Below are 22,856 nucleotides of genomic sequence, written 5' to 3' on the forward strand. Positions count from 1 at the left end.
AAAATAAAATGCTGTGAATTTCGAAAATTCTTCACAGCATTTTTCATCGTTTATATTTTGTCTGATCTTTTTCTCTTTGACTAGAAGCTGTGGCCTCCACCGCCGCCACCGATGCCTCCGCCTCCGAATCCACCGCCGCCGATTCCGCCATGACCGCCGGATCCGGATCTTGTACTTCTCGTTTCAGTGAGCATATCATATTTCTGATTCATATTATATGAAACCTTTGTACCGATAAGCAGATTTTTTGAACCCATATCATGTACTTTTGATGTTTTCTTCAGCAGAAGATAATTAAGCAATATAGAAAATATTATTGCAAGAAGTATATTGCTGATATGCTTCATAGGACGGCTTATCTCTTCTCCAGCCAGCAGCGTATTTATCTGCTTGAATGCCTCATTTGCGCACTCAAAATATTTCTCTTCACTTGCATATTCATAGACATTGTCTGTTATCGTATACGCATTTGTCTTGGTGATGATCTTATACGGTTCGCCATAAGAATAGATGTATATCTGTCTATTATACAAATCAATGAGGAACATAACACCATCCAGGGTTCCCAATTCCCTTTTGTAGGATGACTCAGCATGGTACGCTGAAGAATGGAATGCAAATTCCGATATCTCGCATAACACATTACAATAACGGGCTGTCTCCTGCAAAGTCTCCATCAGTTGTTCTTCCTGACTTTTAGTCAACACATCTGCATAGTCCTTGATTATCACTTTATTGTGGTAGCTATACGAATCATCCTGATCCTTCTCAGATGCGTGAACATGTACTGCACAATCAGACCCCACAACCAGAAACGACAGCATGATCATCACAGTGATCATCACTCTGGCAATTACCGCTCTACGCACGATGATCACCTCCCTTGTACTCAAACTGTGGAAGTGGTCTTGTGGACATCCGGTTGTGGCTGATCACCAGATCTATAAGCGTCAGAATGGTTGCAGCACACACCAGGAGCACGCATCCATAATAATACTTGTCCATAACAGGTTTTATCAACACGACCGCTACAGAAAGAATGGTGGCAAATGCAATAAATAATCCCATGACGCCACTTTTTCTTTTTACTCTTCTCACGTTTGCTATGCCTTTTACTGCTCCATAAATGGCAACCAGACACGAGATGACCGCCACAACATAACTGGCCTTTCCCATAATATCCCAGTTAAAAAGTAAAGGATTTATTCCAAACTTCAGGCAGAAAAATAATATCATGCATGCTATCAGCTGTATGACTTCAAGAAAACAAGAAAACTTTATAAATGAAGTTATCTTATTTTTTAATTTTCTTTTTGTATTTTTTTGTGGTTTTTTTGTTTGTAGCTTTTTTATTTGTAGTTTTTTCTTCCTGCCTCCACTTTTCTTTACATTGAGTGTATGCCTTGCGAAGAATCCCACATCATTTTCATGTGTCTCTACATCCGCTATCTTCTCCATCTCATCGCAATATATCATGGTCACAAGCGCACCTATCGCAGATACAAATGCCAGCAGAACTCCAGGTCTCACCGTAAGAAATAAGTTCAGCAAAAAGTATAATGGAGCCACTCCTATCAGGCATCCCAGCAGGAACTTGCCGATATCAAGCGGTATGTCCGCAGCCACTTTTCCTGTGCTGCCATTTACCGCTGCATATGCAATACGCTTACCGTTCTTGTATGACAAAAGCCACACAGGAAACAACCCGGTCTTTGCTCCAGTGATCTTTATATCCATCGTTTCTGACAATGGCTCCTCCGGTTCACAGATAGCATCGTATGTACATAGATGATGCTTTATCTTACTCATCATCACATCATACGCCATATCACCTGTCACCTGCGCTATCTTATCCCTGTACACACCATAATCCACATCCGGCAGATCCGCGTAGAACCCGCTCAGATATCCCATGGAAAATGGTTTCATATCCGCCGAGTCAAATGGTGCCACCTTACTGCTGAGATCATCCGGAAACAGCGATGATGCATCCATGGTTATATTCTCATAATGATTATCCGCAAAGCATCTTACATTATATGTATGACTGACTGTATCAACCCCTGAGCTATAGCTGTCCGTCGCCCTGACAGCTGTTTTACCTTTCTGGTCAACATCACACAGCCAATACGGCATGTATATTCCACGGAACTCCTGCACATTTCGTCTGTGTTTCAGCCTGTTCGGAGCGTATATCGCCCTCTTCATGACTGTGGCATATGATGCCTTGCACATGTCCTTCGTCACCGCAAACGGTATCACATAATCCGGTCTTCTCTCGCTTTTCAGCCGGCTGGAAAGCATAGTTGCTGCCCCGCAGTAACTGCAGAATCCCGTCGCTGATTCATCTGTACTGTATATCTCCCCACCACACTGCGGACAAATGAATACAGTAAGCTCCATAAGTTTGCGTTCCTCGCTGTCCTCATCCTTGTCGACACTCTCCGGCTCGTATTCATTTCCACATGCTTTGCAGTACATTTTCTTTCTTGCTATATCATATACCAGATTGCTGCCACATCCTGCACATTGTATCATATGTATTTCCCCCTGTAATATAAATTGTGAAAGATTATTGACGAAATAACCTAACTCATTATACTACCTCTTTTTATATATAACCAGTTCCGGATTTGTCCCTTCCGCCTCATATGTCGATATCAAAATAAAATCCATATCCGCCAGAACTCCAAAGTATCTGTCTCCGCCGAATTCGCATTCCAGCTGATTTCCCAGATATGTCTTCTCGTCATCAAGGAATCTGACATTCATGCCATTTGGCAGACGATACTCGAGATTCACATATTTGCCAACAAGCGCATTGAGTCTTTCAAGACGGGGCATCCCCTCTATCTGAAGGGCATTTATCTCATCTATAAGCTGCCTCTTAAATGCCTCAAACTGTCCGCCATCGCTGAGTGACTCATATCGTTTCCAGTAATCGAGTTTTGGCAGAAGTTCTTTCATGTATGCTCTCGCCTGCTCCTCAGTGAAATTCTCCCCCACCATATTCTTCACACACACTTCTATCAGGTCATCCATGTTGCTGTAGGTATAAGTACCGTCAGCATAACACCATTTGCAGTAGTCCTCATTCAGTGAACCATCGCTGTCACGCCCCATAATGTTATCGTCCTCAATGGGCATTCCGCAGCACTGACAAATGAGTTTTCTCGGTGTCCCCAGCAGTGTATTTATTGATACGTCCAGCTCCTTTGAAAGGAGCTTAAGCGTATCTGTGTTCGGCACCGTCTCGCCATTCTCCCAGCGCGATACCGCCTGCCTTGTGACCATGACTTTCTCTGCCAGGTCATCCTGGGATAATCCCCGTTTGGTTCGAAGTTCTAATATAACATCCTTTGTCTCCATTGTACTCACCTCCGTTATGGATATCATAACAGATTGCGGGGATTGGGGAAAGCAACGGGGTGTTGCTCTGTTCCTATACCGACTGCGTAAACCGGCATTTCGGAAAGCCAGAGCAACCTATAAATTTGCCAAATTTCCCCGATCTTTCAACCAACTTTTTCCCGCATTCCGGGCATATCATAGACATCTTTGCAGGTGCAGACTTAATATCTCCACTTGAGTCCTGCGGCATTTTATTGCCGTTCTTCTTTAAATGATCGGAGGTCTTAGTGCCTTTTTTTTGCGTACCGTCAGATATAGCTTCGATCTCTTGGGGCTTACCACCAAATACATCCTCGACTTCTTTAGCTGTTAGTATCTCTGCTGTGCACTCTCTCGCAACCCTCACCGGCCTGCAAGTCCATACCGACTTATCTCCTATCATGTAGAATCTGAATTTTGCCCTTGTCGCTGCGACATTTACAATATTATTGTTCACCCAGTTGACGGCTCCCATAGATTTGCTGTCGCATCCGAGTAGGAATATAACCTCATCCGTTCCCTGGCCCTGGAAAGTGTGCACTGTTCCAATGTTATTGGCATTAAGCCATTTTCTGACTCTTGGCTCCTTTCCATATAACTCCGATTTCTTTATCATCTCCAGCATCCCCTCTTTCACCGATGTAAATGGTGTGATGATAAACAGCCTCGGGATATCGATAGGATCCCGTTCAAATTTTCTCGCCAGAAGTTTCAGCACAAGCTCCCCCTGTGCCTTGACAAAATGATCCTTCTTGCCCGAATTCTCAGCACCGGCTACATCTATCCAGCAGCTCTTGTCCAGGATAAATGTTCTTGCCCTGTCCTCCTTAGGAGCTGCCGTCTGCTGCTTCATAGTTCCATCATATGAAAGCACATTTGAGATTGTGTACATCGGGTCAATGCAGCGCCTATGGACTACCAACGGGCAGCCTACCCACTCTTTCTCCTCATCTTTTCCAAGATAAGTTCCATACGGATTTATATAGTCAGCAAATGCCTGCACAGAGATTTTCTTATCCTTGTAACCTGCCAATATCTCTGCGGTAAGCAGCTGTTTTATCATGTCAGTCTCTGCGGTAACCACAGGCTCGATCTGCTTTGGATCTCCGACTATGATCGCCTTTCTACATCTGAACATCGCACCAACCGCCATCTGCGGCTGTGCCTGTCCCGCCTCATCGATGATAAGAGTTCCAAGCACTCCGCTTTTCTTCACATCGCCCAGAAATGTCTGCGCTGATGCAAATGTTGTGGATATTACAGGGGTGAGCAGGAAAATGCTCTGAAGCATGTATGGCATGGCTTCTTCTCTGTCTGCAAGCTTCATCCTCTCACCACAATCATCAAACACATTCCACGCAATCATCAGGTTGATGATATTATGCCGCATGCATTTTGAAGAAATGACGAATTCCTTGTGCAGCTTACATGCATACAGGAATAACTTTTCACGCTCTCTATTGTACTGGGCGGTAAACCATGGATTGGTTATCTGTGCTTTTGTTGACAGCTGATCATCCTCGGATACATAACGTTCCATAAATACAGCGTCCACCGGGGTCATCTTCATCTGCCCATGCGAGTATTTTGAAATACGCCGCTGGTATTCCTGAAGATTCTGCAGGCCTGATATCCTGTTGTTCAAAGAAGTTATCTCTCCATTAAGTTTTGATATTGTCGCTTTCTTCTCCTGAATGAATATATCTCTTGCGGATGTATCCTTACGCCTTGCGAACAATCCCTTCGGTCTGCTTTCCTCAAGCTCGATCAGCTCTTTTTGTTCAGCAAATAACTGACGCTCAAGCATCTGCCGCTTTCTTTCCACATTACCTATTTCACATGACAAATCCTCTGGTGCATTTTCCTGCAGCTCCACAGGAACCGAACTTGCCAGAGCACAGATCTGTTCCAACTCATTTCGCAGGCTTTCCACTAGTTTATATTGAGATAAAAACTTTTTTCTTACCTCCAGATATTTTGCCTTATGCTGCTCTCTGACATCATTTGATCTGTAGTCCTCCACAAATGGCTTCAGGACCGAATTGCAATACTTACGGATATTTGCCTTCCTGCCAAACGGAGCGGATATCAATCCCCAGCAGTCAACTCCACCTAAAAGCTTATCCGCATAACGCGTAAAATAAATGTCCTTCTCTTCATGGCTCTTACCATATCTGGTTATAGTCTCCACATCACCTGACTTGTTGATATCAAACAAATCATGAACCTCATCCAGACCGCAGCGGATCTCCTCTTCGTCATCCCCAGACGACTCCAGACTGTCAAGTATATCCCTCGACTTCGGAAGATCTATCGTGATATTTTCCACCGCCGCATTGTTACATGACGCGACCAGCATACTATAATTGTTGATCTCATCAACATTTATCGAATAATAATGAGGCGCATACTGATAATAGGCATTCGCATTTGCCTCTAGCGGTCCATGCGAAAATGAATGCATCTCAAATAAAGAGTCTGGATCTTCTGCATTCTCAGCGAGGAGTCTGGCACGCTCAACAATATTGCTTGCCACGATCTCCTTGAGCAATGTAGTCTTTCCCGTTCCGGGAGGTCCATTTACAGAAAAAACTGGAGCATCCCCGTCCTGTCTGATCGCTATATTGACCGCAACCTGCTGCATCAACGCCGGCATATATTTGGCCGGCCATTTACCCCTTGGCGAATTTGTAACGTTAAGAATTCTGTCAAAGAACAACTTCATCTCACTTTTTCCCGCATCCGGCGAGATGATCGTTCTCGGTAAATCGTCTGAGCCTTTCGACTTTTCGTACCCTGCTAGAATGTACTCGATCACTTTCTTCTCATATTCATTCCCATCGCCAAAGTTCCCGTTCTGAACCAGCTCTGACAACTGGATAATGTCATTCAAAAAGAAGCTTTTACCCTGAGCCGCATAATCAACTACGTCTTCGTCCGCATCTCTGGCCTGTTCGCTCGCATACCTGTTGTATTCGGCAATTCCCATCGATTCCTGAGGATCATCTAAGAATCTGTGTTTCACATACTCGTTAAAAATCTTTTCATATATGGTTGAAATGAACTCATCGACATTCTGGTTCTGCAGTTCCTCATCGATCTCTCCAACAAGTTCTTCATACTCGCTAGTATCGAGAGAAAAGTCATGACTATTATGCGCTCTTGCCTCATCCCACTTGGCAACTGCCCACAGTATCGATGACAGCTGGAAACTGTTCTGAAGATACACACCTTTCGTATCTGTCTTGAATGAGCACCATGCGATCGCGCTCTTTTTCGGATAAGCTATCTCAGGATTATCGGATTTATCCTCTATAAACTTCTCAAGATAATCAACTACTGTATTCCTCTCTACCTTACCCAGACAAAAATGGATCTCATCACCAACCGAAGGAAACTTCGCATAGCCGTCCCTGTCATTTTCCAGGATCATTTCCAGATCAATATCAGGAGATGACAAAACTGGCAAATCAAAGAAGACCTCGATCTTCTCTGCCTTAACCTCTTTGCCATTCTTAATATTCTTAATTAGCTTTTTGTTCTCTGTACTTTCCTGTGGAATGTCGGTCTGACCTAGGAATTCCGTGATTTTCCAGTAGTTTAAGATTTCCAGGACTGCTGCCTTTTGCTTGTTTTCCATTTGGTGTGCTCCTTGTGGTGTAACCCCTAATCTTCTTTCTTGAAATATCTTCCGATCTTTCTTATAACCTCACTTTTGACTCTGTTTTTACATTTGCTTACCCTTTATCTTATCCACTAGTGTCACATCCGCCGGCAGCCAATCGACCGAATCAAGTTCCTCTATAGTGAGCCATTTCGCATCCTCATGCTCTTTTAACTCCAGATGATCTGCCGCTAACTCACACAAGAAACAATCCATCGACAAATGAAAAGCTGGATAATCATATTCGATAGTATCAAGCAACTCTCCAACATTTATCCTTGCATCCAGTTCCTCGTTTATCTCCCTGACCAGCGCGTCTTGAGGAGTTTCACCAGCTTCTATTTTACCTCCAGGGAATTCCCATCCCCCTTTAAGTTCTCCGTATCCTCTCTGGGTTGCAAATATCTGCTTTTGGTTGTTTTTTTCTCTTACAATTACTGCAGCAACTACTCTTATTGTCTTCATAACATCCTCCAATTAAGAATTTACAATGTACTCGTAAATATCTTCACGCACTGGAACATCAAGTATCCATTCAATTTCCACTGCTGTTTTCTCTGTGTTCGCCATTTTGAATTCTTTAGTTTTTCCACTTGCTGTCATATGTCCAAGATAATAAAACTCCTTAGAAATCTTATCATCTTTATTCTTTCTTACAAAAAGCTCTACATGAATCCCTCTTTCCTTCGCTTTAAGGAAATTCTGTACATCCTCTGATTGTAAACTTCTGCCAGACTTCGAAATAGCTATCAATCGATCCCTGAAGCCCGGGACAAAATGATCTTCATATTTCGTGGTGTCACTAATATCCTCTGCCTTATCATAATTGATGAACACAGGAAATGTCTTCGTCTTTCTGTCATATTTATATCCACCAATATTTAACGGAACTTCATTCTGCTCCCAATTGAGAAGACGACATACATCCTCATAAGTGTATTTCTGGTACAAAACAAAGTCCGTCTGATCATATGTATTACTATAATCACGCTCGTATCTGCTAATACCAAATTCAACAAGTTCTTGAAGGATATCATAAAATTCGCCATTTGACAGCATTTGTATAAATGACTTTGTTGGGCAATAATCGTTTTCGTTTTTCTCAATAAATACGCACTGCGCGTAAGTTTTCTTGCTCGCTCCAGCCGGGAATTCATTAGTCATAACATTTACAATGTTTTCCTTCTGATCCTGACTGACATCTTTCCCATACTTCCTCATGTCCTCTGAAAGGCCGGCAAACAAACCAAATTTAGCTAGGCCCCGGGCATATGTAAGTATTCTTTTCAACATCTGAAGTTCTTGAATTCTTTTTCCATTTGCCAATTTCTTAGAAACAAATTCGATTACTTTTTCTTCATCCTCTGGCAAGCGAGTCTTGTATTCTTTCTCATATTTCACTAAAAACTTATAATACGATCCGAGACTGTTGTTATCAAAGATTCGAATAACATCCATCTCGCCGTATTCATCAAAATCTCTCAATCTGGGAATACGTCCAAGTTTATTCTTGAGGTTCGTATAATTCTCTTTGATAAGCCTTATATCACTAAAGTTTGCGTTATCAACCGACGCAAAAATTCTTTTTTTACTTATTTCGTCAAAATGAATCGTGGAGGCACCAGGAATCATCCGTTCACCTTCCATGACATATCTACGGATATTATCTTTGTTATATGTTCGATCTCCTGATAAGGCAATCGGTATCATGAAATTGTTGTTATAGTTTCCAATAAAATCAAGGATTACAACGTATTCTTTCCCCTCTGCTTTTCGAAGGCCTCTTCCCAATTGCTGTATAAAAACAATTGGAGACTGAGTCGGTCTCAACATGATGACCTGATTTACCTCGACAATATCAACACCTTCATTTAAGACATCCACAGAGAAAATATAATCTATAGGAGTCTTATCTACCGCTGCGTCTCTCTCATCCATAGCAAGTCTCTCAAACGCATCCTGCCTAACCATCTCTGAGTCCTCACCACTGAGTGCAACTGTCCTATATCCTAATTCGTTGAACTTCTTTGAAAGTTCCTTACACTCCCGGTTACGGCTGCAAAATATCAGGCCCTTTACGCGTTCTCCGCTGTAACCATAGTAATTCGACTGCTCTATAACAAGCTTTACACGCTCGTCACATACCAATTTATTAAAATCTTCTTCTGATAGATTCTTTGACTTGGTATCCTGTACAACGGATAAATCAGTAATTCCAAAATAGTGAAATGGACACAGCAAGTCCTCTTCCATTGCCTGCTGCAGACGAATCTCATAGGCTATCTGATGATTAAATATCTCATAAATATTTTCCCCAGAATCATTGTCATTCCTCTTGTCAGGCGTAGCTGTCATGCCAAGGAATAGACGTGGAGTAAAATAATTCATAACCTTCTGATATGTATTTGCCGAGCTATGGTGGGCCTCGTCCAGAATAATACAATCAAACTCGGCCGGATCATACATTTGCAAATGCACATCCCTATTTAACGTCTCCACAGTGGCAAATATATAATCTCTATCGTATTCATGATAGCCAGCACCTACCAACCCTACAGAAATCGTACTGCCGAAAACTCTCTGATACGATTTCTTTGCCTGTACAGCAAGTGACGCTCGATGGACAAGAAATAACACTCTCTTAAATCCAAGTTCACGCATTGCAAATGCCGACGCATAAGTCTTTCCCGTACCCCTTCGTGTCAAGGGTGTGATGGGAAGTTTTTGAGAAAATTTCGTTTTCTCAAATGGCATCTTTACCAATAGCAATATTTAATTGTAAAGGCGAGGTGCAGGAGTCGAACCTGCGTCCTTTACCAAAACTGGTACTGCGCCTCTCCGCTGCGCTATCCTCGCTTAAAGCGGTGGCGGGTTATGACTCCCGCTTTACAATCACCTGAGTTACACCGCTATACTATTTTAAATGAACTTATCAATATACGATATCAACATATTCCAATCAGCAACATTAACGTCCAAATCTGATATATCTGTTATTACTTTTGAATTATTATCATCCAAATTGCCTACTCTATCTACTACCATTTTTCCTTCATTTCTCACTAAATCAATTGGATCACAACTTTCGCTTTCACAAAGAAACTCTCTAATAGACTCAAAATAATAATTATCTGCATCCTTTTGTATGTTTCTAAAAGCATTTATAGACACATCGGAATCCAAAGCATTATGTATCATTTCATGCATTTCTCTATTTTTTATAATAGCATTATATAACTGATCTCTATGATTATTCAATGCCTCAGCAGTTGGAACATAACTTGGATTTCCTTTCTTACCTGCATTTTTGTTATAACATTCGTCAATATTATCAAACCCACATAGCTCTTGTATTAAAATATACTCTTTGATTTCATTCCTCAACTCATCATATTTCTTATCTTTCATGCCGGCTATATCAAAGAAATGCCATCTTCTTAAATTTGTCAATATAGACCTGCCATTTTTCCAAAGAGATGGAACTATTTCTAAATACAATGAATTTTTATAGTATTTTCCACAATCGCCTTTTAGACTACCATTTAACATTTCATTGCTATTCGGTTCTTTAATTTCGAAAGTCAATCTTACTTGTAGCAACTCTTGTATTTTCGGATTTCTATTTTTATAAAAAAAATCCTTTGCGATTAACATATCTGGTACTGCCTTTGTAAGAACAGAATATTTCCTTCTATCATGTTCTATTGTATTAAATTGACGAAAATTTTTACTATCTACAATATCATATTCATTCATTATTTTATTAGCAAGAATGCTATCTATTAATGGATATACTATTAAGTCTTGAAAAGAATCTTCTCGAGGACTCATTTCAAGCAAATCAATGTATTTTTCTTCAAACCATGTCAAAGAATAATTTCTATTTAATAAATTTTCATTCAAATTATTTATCACCCTTTTCTCTCTGTATATTTCAACAATTATTTTTATCTGTTTGCTACATTTCTTACCCAAAAGTGATTATCAACCTTTCCCTTGGAAATAATATATTCTATCTGCTTACCTTTTTTATTTGACACTCTGCTTACTATTGCAACTTTATTTTTATACACTTCATTATCCATAGCCTCTGACAGTCGTTTTAAAATCAATTTTTCACATTCCTCATTTATATTAATTAGCTTGATTAACGATATATATGCATAAAATCTTACCTCACTGTTCTCATTCCGGCTGAATTCCAAAAGGGACTGTAACATATATTTACTATTTTTAATTGATAATCCTAACTTTTCACATTCTGTTAACAAGCTATATAAATAACCAAGTATTGTGATTATTTTTGCATCATCGTTCTTCGCAATATTAGAAAAAGCCTCTATTACCTCTAGCTCACAATTTTGATTAGTGAACATTTTCCAAAACTGAAATGCTATCTGCAAACTACTCTCATTGTATCCAGCTACCAACAAAACATCCTTTCCTTGCAAAAATACATCTATATTTTGATTAATATCCTCATTAGCTACTTTTACACATTTTGCATTTGGATATCTCATAAATATTATTGTTATTAATTTCCAAGCATCCATCTTGCTTGACAAAGTTTGCCTTTCCGCCATAAGTGTTCCTATTGCAGCCCTCAGGATTTTTTCTATCTCATTTACACGCACTTTTACTTTTCCCATAGTAAGAATATTTTCTATTGTTCTATATGGATTGGTAACATATTCACTATAACACCCACCCTTACCTTGCGTTTCATTCTGTGATTCGATACATTCAATTAGTCTATCAATGTGTATATTTGTTTCTTCCAAATCATGCTCAAAAACATTTAAGCTGTATTCTTTGTTGTAAAAGTGCTCATACTTTTCTTTAACCACTTCATCTAATAGCGAAACGTCCTCTCTTTGCAATCTTACATTCTGAACAGCTGCAGGAAGTTTATGACATTGTTTTCTAATTTCATCATCATTGATACATCCTATAAGCCACGACATATATCTATTTATTTCTGTAGTACCAATCTTGTCTAATCTAATTCTACTTAACAATCCAAAAATGTTGTCATACCATCTCCTCAATTTTTTCTCCTTAAAACAATATGCCACTTCCAAGACATCACTTTGCGAAATTCTATACTGATTTCTTTCCAATGCTGATAAATACACTTTTGATATTAAATCACCCGCATATTGCTCGTCTGCCCATGTTAATATCTCAGACTTCAAATTTGTTGCCATATCTTCAAACTGTTTATCACTAAAATATGAACCCCAAAAACCAAACAACAAACACAACGAATTAATCCTTCTATATTTGATTTTTATCCTTGACACAGCCTCTATCCAATCGCTTACATCTTCTGAGGTCACATTATCAGTACAGATACCATATGCTTCTATAAACTTTGATAATTTCTTTTCATCTCCCACTATCAATAATAATTTAATTGTCGTAACTAAAATCTTATGGTCCCTATATTGTAAACAAAGTCCTTGAAGATAAGATACGGTTTTTTCTCTAATCATACTAGTATGCACTATCGAACCATATAATAAGGCTGCAACATAAATATCTACAATTTGATCTAATATATAATCAACACCACCAAATCTAATTGTAAATGGTGACTCGATTGCATTCTCCAACATTCCTTTTGCCACATTTTCATAAAAATTGGAAGAAAATCTGTCTACTACAGGAAAGAAAACTGGTTCGTCACTTTCATTTATAACATCTTGCCCCTGTGGAGAATACTCTATAACATTACGCTCTTGATTGATAATAACATTCATATTTCTTAAATCAATTGCAATGTCATTTATAAACCATCGTGGGATTTTTTTTGTTCCCAAAGCAATATTCAGTGCTTTAACTAAATAAGATATTGCTTTGTTTATTTCACCGTTCCAATACGATTCCATTGCGTCCAATCTATATATTATTGCTTTTTGCAAATTCCCCGGTTCATGCATATCCTTGACATATTTTTTTATTCCATCAAAGTCAATATCTTCTACGGCTTTGTTTCCCAGAATAACCTCTAACAACTCACCGCAAAGTCTATCAAAAGTATCTATTTTTTTAGGATAATCTCGTCCAATAATGACTTCACTATTTAACAACCATTTAGTATAATTACAGCCCTTAAAAGCATCTTTATTCAATATTGTTCGAATATCGCCCACTGTGTTCTCAACAGGATTAGCACTATCTGTTTCAGCTTCAATACGTGCAACCTTTGCATTGCAATAACTCAGATATGTGTCAATAATATCGTTTATCACACTTTCATATGCAATTTCAGGAAACTTAGCAAACTGGGAAATCACTTTGAATTTTTCTCCATTCGGCATGCCTATTATTTCTTTCTGTAGTTCCGTTGCTTCCTTTTCATTCTCATCGCAAAATAAAAATAAGCTTTTCTTTTTTAATTCCCTTCCTCTCTTTACCTCTTTCATTGTACCTTCGCCAATTCCGTCTTTATTATCGATGAGAAAGACAATAATGTCGGATCGTTCAAGTCTTCTCATATATGATGAGACAACATCACTTGTTGTTGCCCCTTCTTCCTCAAACATATAAACTTCACACATTCCTGTTTCCAAAAGCAACAATCTTAATGCTTCCCTAACTAATGTGTACCTTCCACCACAATTAGAACTAATAAATATATTCACTTTTTCTTTTAATCTTGTTCCTTGCATATTTTACCCTCCAAAACGAAACCATACATAAGCAAAAATACTATACCAATGTTAATTATACCACCCCACTTCCATCTGCTCCACCAAATATTCTATCTTTTTCGACCTTTCCCACCTCCCCAAACTCATCCTTAAACTTCCACTTTATCTCCACCCTATCCTTAGCATACACGACAATCTCCTCCACAAAAGCATCCACCATTTCCCTGTTAAGTCCCGTCAATTTCAACTTTCCTTCCAGCATCTCCAGGCCTGCCACTTCTGGCACATCCACATCTGCCATTTTGGTAACTGCTGCCCTCTGCTTTTCGATATTCTCCTGCAAGCTCGCCAGCATCTGCTCATATGTCTTACGTTGTTCCAAATATGTTTCCTTATCCGTCATGCCAAGCTTGTAACTTTCATAAGCTTCACGCAGGTCCTTTTCGATCAGTTCACGGCTATGCTCCATATCTGAAAGATGCTTCTCTGCCTGCTTTAATCGTTCTGCCTGTTTCTCCCGTTGCATATCCACAACATTTCTGGAATCTACCAGGACATCAATCATCATCTGAAGTGCTTTCTTCACAACGCTCTCCATATCCACATCCAGCACACTGATATTGCATTTTTCATCAGTCTTGTCCAGATAATGATTTGCACAATAATACTTCGGTCGTCCGGCATAAGTATGGGACAGGCGATGCCCACAGTTACCACAGATCATTTTACCAGTCAGGCAATGTGTTTCATGCTTTCTTTTGGCACTGGCACATGTATTTTCTTTTCGCATGGCAGCTACTTTTTCAAAATTCTCCTTGCTTATAATTGCTTCGTGACAATTTTCCACACGCTTCCATTCATCCTCTGGAAGTGCTTTTGCATGTTTATCGCCAACATTCTCAATCTTGAAGCGGCTGTAAATCATCGTGCCGGTATATTGCTCATTTCCGAGGATTCTTCCTATTGCAACATTATTCCAGAGAGGCTTTTTCTCACGATATCTGGCAAGTTGCTTTTCACTTCCTACTTGCATGGCAATATACACGCCCGGCGTATCTATTCCATCCCGGTTCAGTCCTTCTGAAATTTTGTACATAGATTTTCCAGACAGAAACTCTTTGAAAATGCGCTTTACAATCTGACTGGCAAACTCATCCACAACCAACTTATGCTTGTCCTCCGGACTTTTCACATAGCCATAAGGAGCATAAGTAGCTATATACTTACCATTGCCACGCTTTGTATCAAGTGTCAATGATACTTTGGAAGACTGCTCCTCGCTGAAGAAATCATACAGGATTCCCTTAAATGCAACATCAATCTCACCGATACCACCCACGTAATCTGCGCTGTCATAATTATCATTTATGGCAATAAATCGCACACCCATAAAAGGAAATATTTGTTCAATATACTTTCCCTGCTCGATATGATCTCTGGAAAATCTGGAAAAATCCTTTACAATAACGCATGAAATCTGCTTTCTTTTCACCAGTTCCAGCATTCTCTGCATATCCGGGCGGTCCATATTTTTACCCGAATAGCCATCATCCACAAACTCAACCACACTCATTTTGCGAAGTTCCTTATTTTTATTAATAAATCCACGGATAAAAGCACGCTGATTGATAATACTGTTGCTCTCATCTTTTACAAATTCATCTTCCTTTGATAATCTCAAATATATTGCTATCTGCTCCATTTTAAATCTCCTCTCCGTCTGCCATCCTGGCATACTCATCTTTAAAATTCAGGTTAATTACCAGCCTCTTACCCGGATACAGGTAAATACTGTCGACCAGTATTTTAATCATATTTTTATCCAGTGTGACCTCACTTTGAAAACGATAAATTGCTTTCAGCCATTGTATCTTCTTCTCACAAAATCTCTTCACACGCCTGCGGCTTGCCTCTTCATCCGATATCTGTCCCCGAAGTCTCATTATGGCATCAGCGTTTTTCTCCTGCCTGCACTTGAAATCAGCCTTAGTAATCTCTCCCGTAACATAAGACTGATACTCTTTGCTTTCTTCGTAATTTTTCCTGTCAATCTGCTTCTGAATCTTCTGAATCCGCATGTCATGATTTTTCAGTTCCCTGTCCATCACGCCTCGCATGGAAGCCTCCGTCCTGGCACTGTCGGTCAGTACTGCAATTTGAGTTGTAAGCAGGTTATGCACCACCTTTATAAGATCCTGCTCCATGATGGTACAGCCACACTGTTTCCCACCAAAATCATAATTGTATCTGCAGGAATAAAAATACTGACGCTCCAACACTCCATCCTTTTCCAGGATTCTGGAAGCTAAAGGAATTCTTCTGCCACAATTTCCACAGAATAAAATTCCTGCAAAAATATCCTCTTTTATCGGCAGATTCTTTCCCCTGTCAGAGGTAAAAATGCTTTCTTCCACCTTCTTATCCATAACAGCTCTTACCTTGTTAAACAGTTCCTTATCCACAATCGCTTCATGGGTATTTTCAACCACAATCCAATCGTTTTCATCCGTAGCATGCCTTGCCTCATTATCATACAGACTGGTACGTCTTTTCCCCTGTACCATGTTTCCAATATAAGCCTGATTTTTCAGGATGTTGGAAATCGTACCGGGATACCATGCCTTTGCCTCTGCACCTTCCTCCACATAGAGATTCCCTGTTTTCAGATAATCTCCCGGTAATGCAATGCGATACTCCTGAAGTGCTTTCGCAATCTCCCTAAGTGTCACTCCATCTGCTGCCAGTTCAAAAATTTGGCGGACAACTGCCGCCGCAGCCCTGTCTATCACATACTTACGAAGTGCATCCCCACTATCCACCTTATAACCATATGGTGCATTGCTTCCGGTAAATTTGCCCCTTTCCATATCAAGCCTGCGACTAACTGAAACACGCTTTGAAATATCCTTGGCATACATATCATTCACCAGATTTTTCAATGCAATTTCCAGTGCCTTATTTTGGTTAAATTCTGCCTCTGTGTCAAAATGATCACTTACCGATATAAAACGTACCCCAAGAAACGGAAATATCGTTTCAATATAATTGCTGGCTTCGATATAATCCCTGCCAAAACGGGACATATCCTTTACAATAATGCAACTGATTTTCCCCTCCCTGACATCATCCATCATCTGCCCGAATGCAGGTCTGTCAAAACTGGTTCCCGACACTGCACTGTCAACATACTCTTGATATTCTATAAATTCAGCCTTATCCCTGATAAATTCTCTTAAAATACTCAGCTGGTTGGCTATGGACTCCGACGGTCTTGATTTCAGTTCCACCGACAATCTGGCATAAAGTGCAACGCGAAAGGATTTTCTTTGCTTTGCAGGTATATCAGCTGTTGCCGGTTCTGGTATCTGAACTGCATTAAATCTATTCTTCGTTCTCGCCATTTACACCGCCTCCTTAAGCTCCAACACTGGCAAACCATCTACCATGGTGTACACAGGCTCCGCATTCTTCTCATTTGCGACATCAAACAATCTGGCAACCTTTTCCATCTCCTGACGATACTTGAACACAATTTCCACCCTGAAATCATCATAAATCAGAATCCTGTCAATAAATGAAACCAGTGCCACACGATCCAGATTTCCAATCACCAGACCTTCACGAAACTGCTCCAGGTCCTTTGCCACAGCAATTCCATTTTCATATATATCGCGGATGATTGTCTCCTGCTCTCTGATTGCCTGTTCAAGTTCCCTCTCTTTTGCCGAAAACTCCTCGCGGTACCTTGTAAACTGCTCCTTGCTGATAATCTCATCACGCAAATCCTGATAGAGGGAAGCCTTAAATGCAGAGCATTTTGTAAGCTCCTGCTTCAGGGCAACAATCTCTTTATCATGGGCAACGGCCTCATCATAATTCACATTCAGCTCATCCAGATGCGCCAGTACCTTTTCACAGTCACACATACTGTTGATATATCCCTGCAATTCTCCCAGCACAATCTGATTCAGGTCCTCCTCACGAATGCAGTGACGACTGCAGGCATCTTTACCGTTCCGGTTATAATTAGAACAGATATAGTTGATATATTCCCTGCCCTTGTATGACTCCTTGCGATGAACCATACTGCTGCCACAATCACCACAATATAAAATTCCCGCATACATATATGATTCGTTTTTTCCAGCAACTGCTATGGTATCCCGACTCATCAGAACCTGTACTGCATCAAAATCCATCCTGCTGATAATTGCTTCATGTGCATTCTCCACTACCACCCAGTCACATTCCGGTACTGCTATTTCCTTCTTAACCTTGTGACTGACGGTTGTCCGCTTTCCCTGTGCCAATGTTCCGATATACACCACATTCTTAAGAATCCTTGATACTGTCTGGGCAGACCATTTTGACTGTCCTGCGCCTTTAAAACTGGTGCTGTATTTTTCTCCACATTTTGCCTTATATTCCGATGGTGCAAGCACGCAATTCTTGTTAAGAATCTTTGCAATTCCTGATGCACTCATTCCCGAAAGCTTCTTTGCAAATATCCCCTGAACCACACCGGCTGCATAAGGATCCGGCACCAGATGATTCTTATTATCCTCTGCCTTTTGATAACCATATGGTGCAAATGCGCCGATAAACAGCCCATTTCTTCTCAAAATGCCCTGACTGGTACGAACCTTCATGGACGTATCACCGTTATACTGCTCATTCAGCAGGTTCTTGAAAGGAATGATCGTATGCGTCTCACTGCTACTGGCAGTCAGGCTATCATACCCTTCCGATATTGCAATAAAACGCACATTATATTTCTTAAAAGTTTTCTGTATCAGCTCATCCGCACCAATACGCTCCCTTGCAAGTCGGGACAAATCTTTTACAATAATGCAGTCAAGATTCCCCGCCTTCATGGATGTCATCATCCTATGAAACTCCGGTCTTTCAAAATTACTTCCGCTGTAACCGTCATCAATAAAAATATCCACCAGTTTCAAATCATCATGGGCATCTATAAATCCCTCCAGTAAAAGTTTCTGGTTGGAAATACTGTTGCTTTCCTTCTTCTCCAGTCCATCAATATCTTCATCTCCCTGAGACAATCTCAGATAAATTCCTGTTCTGTATATATCAATCTGTTTCTTACTCATTACAATTCCTCCTGTCGTTCTTCAACTGCTGTAAAAATAGCTTCTATTGATATCTAAGTGACGCTTTCCGTTCTATATAGCAATTCATAACATCCGTAATGCTACAGCTTCCTGCAAAGGTGGACTGAACAGTATATTTTCCATACCGTTTCGCCTTTCCCTGCTGTTTTGCATCATGTTGTGAACCCTCCGTCACATTCAGCTCTTTCGTATCTGTTTCCTGCAAAATACACTCTTCTCCTTCCCTTCAAAAATGAAAAACAGCCTGAAAATGTCCTCCTTGTGGCTAAATCATGAGACACAAAAACCGCTCTCCATAGTTAACAAAGTCTCTTGTTACATCTGCTGTAACAACCGCGCTACATATCACATTTACACACGAAAGCCGAAAAGCACAAACCATACAGAAAAGCTAAATAACTTACATCTTTTCTTCATTTTGGTTCGATATTCATTTCAACTTAAACTGTTTTGACGTCATATATTCTTATAATCTCTGACGCCATACTCTGCATCCATACGATGTTTCCGTATGTAAATATGTATGTAAGCTTGCGCTTACTTTGTTGACCATGGACAGCGGTTATTATTTCATGGTGTCTCATCTGCACCGACATTTTCAAGCTGTCTTACTGTCAACTATTCAATTAGAAAAACTTAACATTGGTCATCACGTTGGCTGGACGTTCGCAATGTTTTACAGGTATTGTGGCTATTTTTTAATCTAATTTCCTACCACATGCTTATATTACATTCCAAGCAAATATTTGTCTACCACTTTTTTCCACATTTTCTGACAAAATATGATTTTCAGCATTTTTACCAGTCACAACCATAACACGAGCCCTTATAAATCATCAGGCAGCTACTATTATGCTGCACTTCCACCTGCTATTTTCTGCCCCAGATATGCTATCAACAACTCTTCCAGAGTTGATTGTTCACCGTATGACATGGTTACTTTTATGGTATTTCCTTTACCCGTATCCACCTTAATTGTCTTTGCTTTAATATCTATTTTTTCTTCCATCTGCGTTACCTCCATTAAAAAAATCGCTACCCATAGCTCATTTGAAAATGCATAAACTATGGATAACGATTCTGGTTATCACTTATTCTGTTTTGGACTTCTCTTAACGTCCTATGAAGGTATACGCCGGTCTTTCTGACCCCTCATCGCCCCGTATACGTAAAGGTGTACTCATCTCCGGGAATTACAGACGAGCCACTATCTGTGTTCACGACGCCCTTCTCCATTCCGGAGAAGCACTATCTCCCCTACCTGCATTGCGGGGATCGGGACGAACTTCTCGCCCCTCATGGGTTATTATCCTTACGCAACATACCTGATCCCGCATTGCCCGAACTTCCGTCCAGCCTCTCAGCCTTCATCTCTCAATCCATCAGCCTACTAATATGATAACTGTGACTTTCATCCTGCGGGTATATGATCCGTAATTTTACTCAAATCTGTAACTGCTATTCAGTTGTCAATTTTCATTTTCTTATTGGCTTGTCTAAAGCCTGAATATAGTATAAACCAATCCAGTGTCGTCCACAAGGGACTATCATGGTCTATTTTTGCGAAAAAGGTGTCAGTTTGTGACCTTTTTCTGATTTATGCAAAAATATCATACTGCCTTCTGTCGTGATTGTACACTTCGGCAAAGTATGAAATTTGCAAATCGTGTATTCATTATACGATGGGTTTTTGTGTTTGTCTATGGACAGGGTTGCTGTTTTTTAAGGAAAACGCACCAGATTTTGGTTGAAATAAGCACAATACTTCTTATTCTTTAAAATGCCCTTCCAAACTAGTCCATCGTTCTATTCACCCACCATTAATTACTTCACGGTTACATACTTTTGATTCTTACTTTGAGGCTTATCCGGAATCGTCATCGCCAAACGTCCTTGTTCAACCAATGGTTTGACATATTTCTTCGTTGGCTTTCTTCCGGAATATCCTAACATTTCTGTGATTTCTAATATACCTTTCGGGGTTTGACAAAATTCCAAAATACGCTTAATTTTCTCATCCTCCGAACTACCCTTACTATCTTCTTGAGTTCCATCTTGGGTCCTATCTTGGGTCCTATCTTGGGTCCATCTTGGGTCCTCATCCTCTGTTGATACCCTGGTAAACGGAATGGACACGACAATAGAATTTTCCCTGAACTCATATGTTCCTTTTCCATAAACCTCTGTTATCTTTGGGACTCCACGACCTGTACGCTCACTTATGTGCAGTTGCAATAACATATCTGATAATTTTTGATTTACCGGTACAGATTCACCCGCGAAAAATCCTTCCATTGTCTGTCCCGGAGGAATTGTTCCTCTGGATAAAATCTCTATTCTGTCAGAAAACGCTGTTATCATTGGCGCATTCCCCGTTGTCCACTGATTATGCACAAATGCATTTATCATTGCTTCTCGGAATGCCTCTTCATCAAATAGAGGAATCTCTTTTCTCTCCACTATTCTTTCTCGTTCATCTGCCTGTGGAACATTCAGTACACCACCATACTCAAGAACTTTATCTAACGACATCAGCAAGCAGGTATTTCCGAATTCACGAACAGAATACATCGTGGATGTTTTATCTTTACCTTTAAAAATTGCAAAACGTATCGGAATGCCGCTATTATCTGACATTAACTGCGCCAACATATTATATTTCCCATTGTCCAGCAAAAAGCCAAGATTCTTCTTAAAAGTTCTTTTATTTAGTGTAATTCCCTTTGATGCATAATATACAAACAATTTATCAAATGTTAATTCTTGATTCTCCGATTCTGTATTACAAATCGTAGGTAGCCCAACACGCAATACATGAAATAGGTTCGACTCACGCTCTGGGTATTTATTCAGATTTACTTTACTGGATCCAATGCGTAAATATCTGTTATTATCAAAACTGGTCGGTACTTTAGTTGCTGCAGGTATATCTAAAATGACAACCCTTTTTCCTTCTACTGTAATTTCGTGAAATGAAAAATTGTTATCCGGAAAAACCTGTCTTGCCAAATAATGCTCTAGTGGCTCATTCTTTACATCAACCGTATAATCAAAAGTTGTTCCAATAATTTCATGAGTATCATTGTCTACTCCCCATACCAAATATCCGGCTTCGCGCCCTTCCAATGCGGCAGCATTTGACAACGAAGAAACATATTCACCAATTCCTGCTGGCTCATACCAGTTGGTCTTGAATTCATACCAATTCGCTTCTCTAGGATATTCAATTAGCTCTTTCACTTTGCTTTTATAATCCATGCAAATATCCACCTTTCCTAAAATAGAACTGCTATCTATTAGTCTCATTTTTTCTATTTAAATTATAACTCAGACTTTATTCTTAATTAAAGTCTTCACTTTCATCAAAATTCAAATCAAATATTGCCTCCTCGACAACCTTCACACACTCATCCGTATGCTTCTTAATATCATCACCCCAAAATCGGATAACAGTCCACCCTTCAAACAACAATCTTTTGTTTACCTCATCATCCCTCTCTCTGTTTCTAGATATCTTACTTATCCAAAATTCACTGTTATTGCTCTTCTCCAGCCTGGGTTTTAATACTTCCCAGTCCTTTCCATGGAAAAATTCTCCGTCACAGAAAATTGCTATCTTATATTTTGTCAACACAATATCCGGATTTCCCGGTAACTTTTTATAATTCTTCCGGTACCGATAACCTTTTGCCCATAAAGCTTTTCTAAGGATAATTTCAATTTTAGTATCCTTTCCATGAATATTTTTCATGTTTTTATGCCGTTGTTCTTTAGTCAAAACATCCGCCATATATATCACCTTCTTATACTGTGTCTCCATCATCCAACACAAAACTTCTTTCAAAAGTAACTCCCGCGGCTTCTGCTATATCCTCAAGCTCTGCCACAGTAAAACTTTCTCTTTTCAGTTTTGCATTAAAATTTTGAGGTGTTGTTCCCAATCTCCTTGCCAACTCTGCCAGACTTATTTTCTGTCTGACACATAATACTTTTATTTGCTCAGATATTGTCATT

14 protein-coding genes, 1 tRNA gene and 1 pseudogene are annotated in these 22,856 nt (G+C 39.9%); all 16 read right to left on the bottom strand.

The features are described 5' to 3' along the window. Positions 1 to 80: 80 nt before the first annotated feature. Positions 81 to 869, bottom strand: a complete 789-nt coding sequence (locus tag DXB91_RS14555) for a TPM domain-containing protein (RefSeq protein ID WP_158564591.1) — start codon at positions 867 to 869, stop codon at positions 81 to 83. Continuing rightward, positions 862 to 2,538: a hypothetical protein gene (locus tag DXB91_RS09265; RefSeq protein ID WP_118017647.1), complete on the bottom strand. Its 1,677-nt coding sequence runs from the start codon at positions 2,536 to 2,538 to the stop codon at positions 862 to 864. Before DXB91_RS09265 ends, DXB91_RS14555 begins: the two co-directional genes overlap by 8 nt. 63 nt (positions 2,539 to 2,601) lie before the next feature. Next, a complete protein-coding gene (locus DXB91_RS09270) occupies positions 2,602 to 3,369 on the bottom strand; it encodes a zinc ribbon domain-containing protein (RefSeq protein ID WP_118017649.1) in 768 nt (255 codons plus the stop codon). A gap of 73 nt (positions 3,370 to 3,442) precedes the next feature. Beyond that, positions 3,443 to 7,030: an AAA domain-containing protein gene (locus tag DXB91_RS09275; protein WP_118017651.1), complete on the bottom strand. Its 3,588-nt coding sequence runs from the start codon at positions 7,028 to 7,030 to the stop codon at positions 3,443 to 3,445. Positions 7,031 to 7,117: 87 nt separating this feature from the next. Continuing rightward, positions 7,118 to 7,519 (bottom strand): 8-oxo-dGTP diphosphatase MutT, encoded by a 402-nt coding sequence (gene mutT / locus DXB91_RS09280; RefSeq protein ID WP_055224309.1) that lies wholly within the window; start codon positions 7,517 to 7,519, stop codon positions 7,118 to 7,120. A gap of 12 nt (positions 7,520 to 7,531) precedes the next feature. Then, a pseudogene (locus DXB91_RS09285) lies at positions 7,532 to 9,760 on the bottom strand (DUF3427 domain-containing protein); the annotation flags it as partial. Positions 9,761 to 9,837: 77 nt separating this feature from the next. Further along, positions 9,838 to 9,910, bottom strand: a tRNA-OTHER gene (locus DXB91_RS14130). 63 nt (positions 9,911 to 9,973) lie between these two features. After that, positions 9,974 to 11,029 (bottom strand): hypothetical protein, encoded by a 1,056-nt coding sequence (locus DXB91_RS09290; RefSeq protein ID WP_118017653.1) that lies wholly within the window; start codon positions 11,027 to 11,029, stop codon positions 9,974 to 9,976. Further along, entirely contained in the window at positions 11,002 to 13,728 is a 2,727-nt protein-coding gene (locus DXB91_RS09295; protein WP_118017655.1) for a hypothetical protein, read from the bottom strand. The genes DXB91_RS09290 and DXB91_RS09295 overlap by 28 nt, the downstream gene beginning before the upstream one ends. 55 nt (positions 13,729 to 13,783) lie before the next feature. Further along, the gene (locus DXB91_RS09300) at positions 13,784 to 15,412 is read right to left on the bottom strand and encodes a recombinase family protein (RefSeq protein WP_118017657.1); all 1,629 of its coding nucleotides are present in this window, start codon (positions 15,410 to 15,412) and stop codon (positions 13,784 to 13,786) included. 1 nt (position 15,413) lies between these two features. Beyond that, a complete protein-coding gene (locus tag DXB91_RS09305; protein WP_118017660.1) occupies positions 15,414 to 17,111 on the bottom strand; it encodes a recombinase family protein in 1,698 nt (565 codons plus the stop codon). Continuing rightward, entirely contained in the window at positions 17,112 to 18,821 is a 1,710-nt protein-coding gene (locus DXB91_RS09310) for a recombinase family protein (RefSeq protein WP_118017662.1), read from the bottom strand. An 871-nt stretch (positions 18,822 to 19,692) separates the two neighbouring features. Then, a complete protein-coding gene (locus DXB91_RS14135) occupies positions 19,693 to 19,851 on the bottom strand; it encodes a hypothetical protein (RefSeq protein WP_158564592.1) in 159 nt (52 codons plus the stop codon). A gap of 815 nt (positions 19,852 to 20,666) precedes the next feature. Continuing rightward, a complete protein-coding gene (locus DXB91_RS09320) occupies positions 20,667 to 22,100 on the bottom strand; it encodes an RNA-binding domain-containing protein (RefSeq protein ID WP_118017667.1) in 1,434 nt (477 codons plus the stop codon). Between the two features lie 82 nt (positions 22,101 to 22,182). Then, positions 22,183 to 22,632: a very short patch repair endonuclease gene (locus tag DXB91_RS09325; protein ID WP_055306284.1), complete on the bottom strand. Its 450-nt coding sequence runs from the start codon at positions 22,630 to 22,632 to the stop codon at positions 22,183 to 22,185. A gap of 13 nt (positions 22,633 to 22,645) precedes the next feature. Then, entirely contained in the window at positions 22,646 to 22,855 is a 210-nt protein-coding gene (locus DXB91_RS09330) for a helix-turn-helix domain-containing protein (RefSeq protein WP_012741086.1), read from the bottom strand. Position 22,856: the final 1 nt, after the last annotated feature.

Source organism: Coprococcus sp. OM06-34AC (genome assembly GCF_003462545.1).
Lineage (GTDB): Bacteria > Bacillota > Clostridia > Lachnospirales > Lachnospiraceae > Coprococcus > Coprococcus aceti.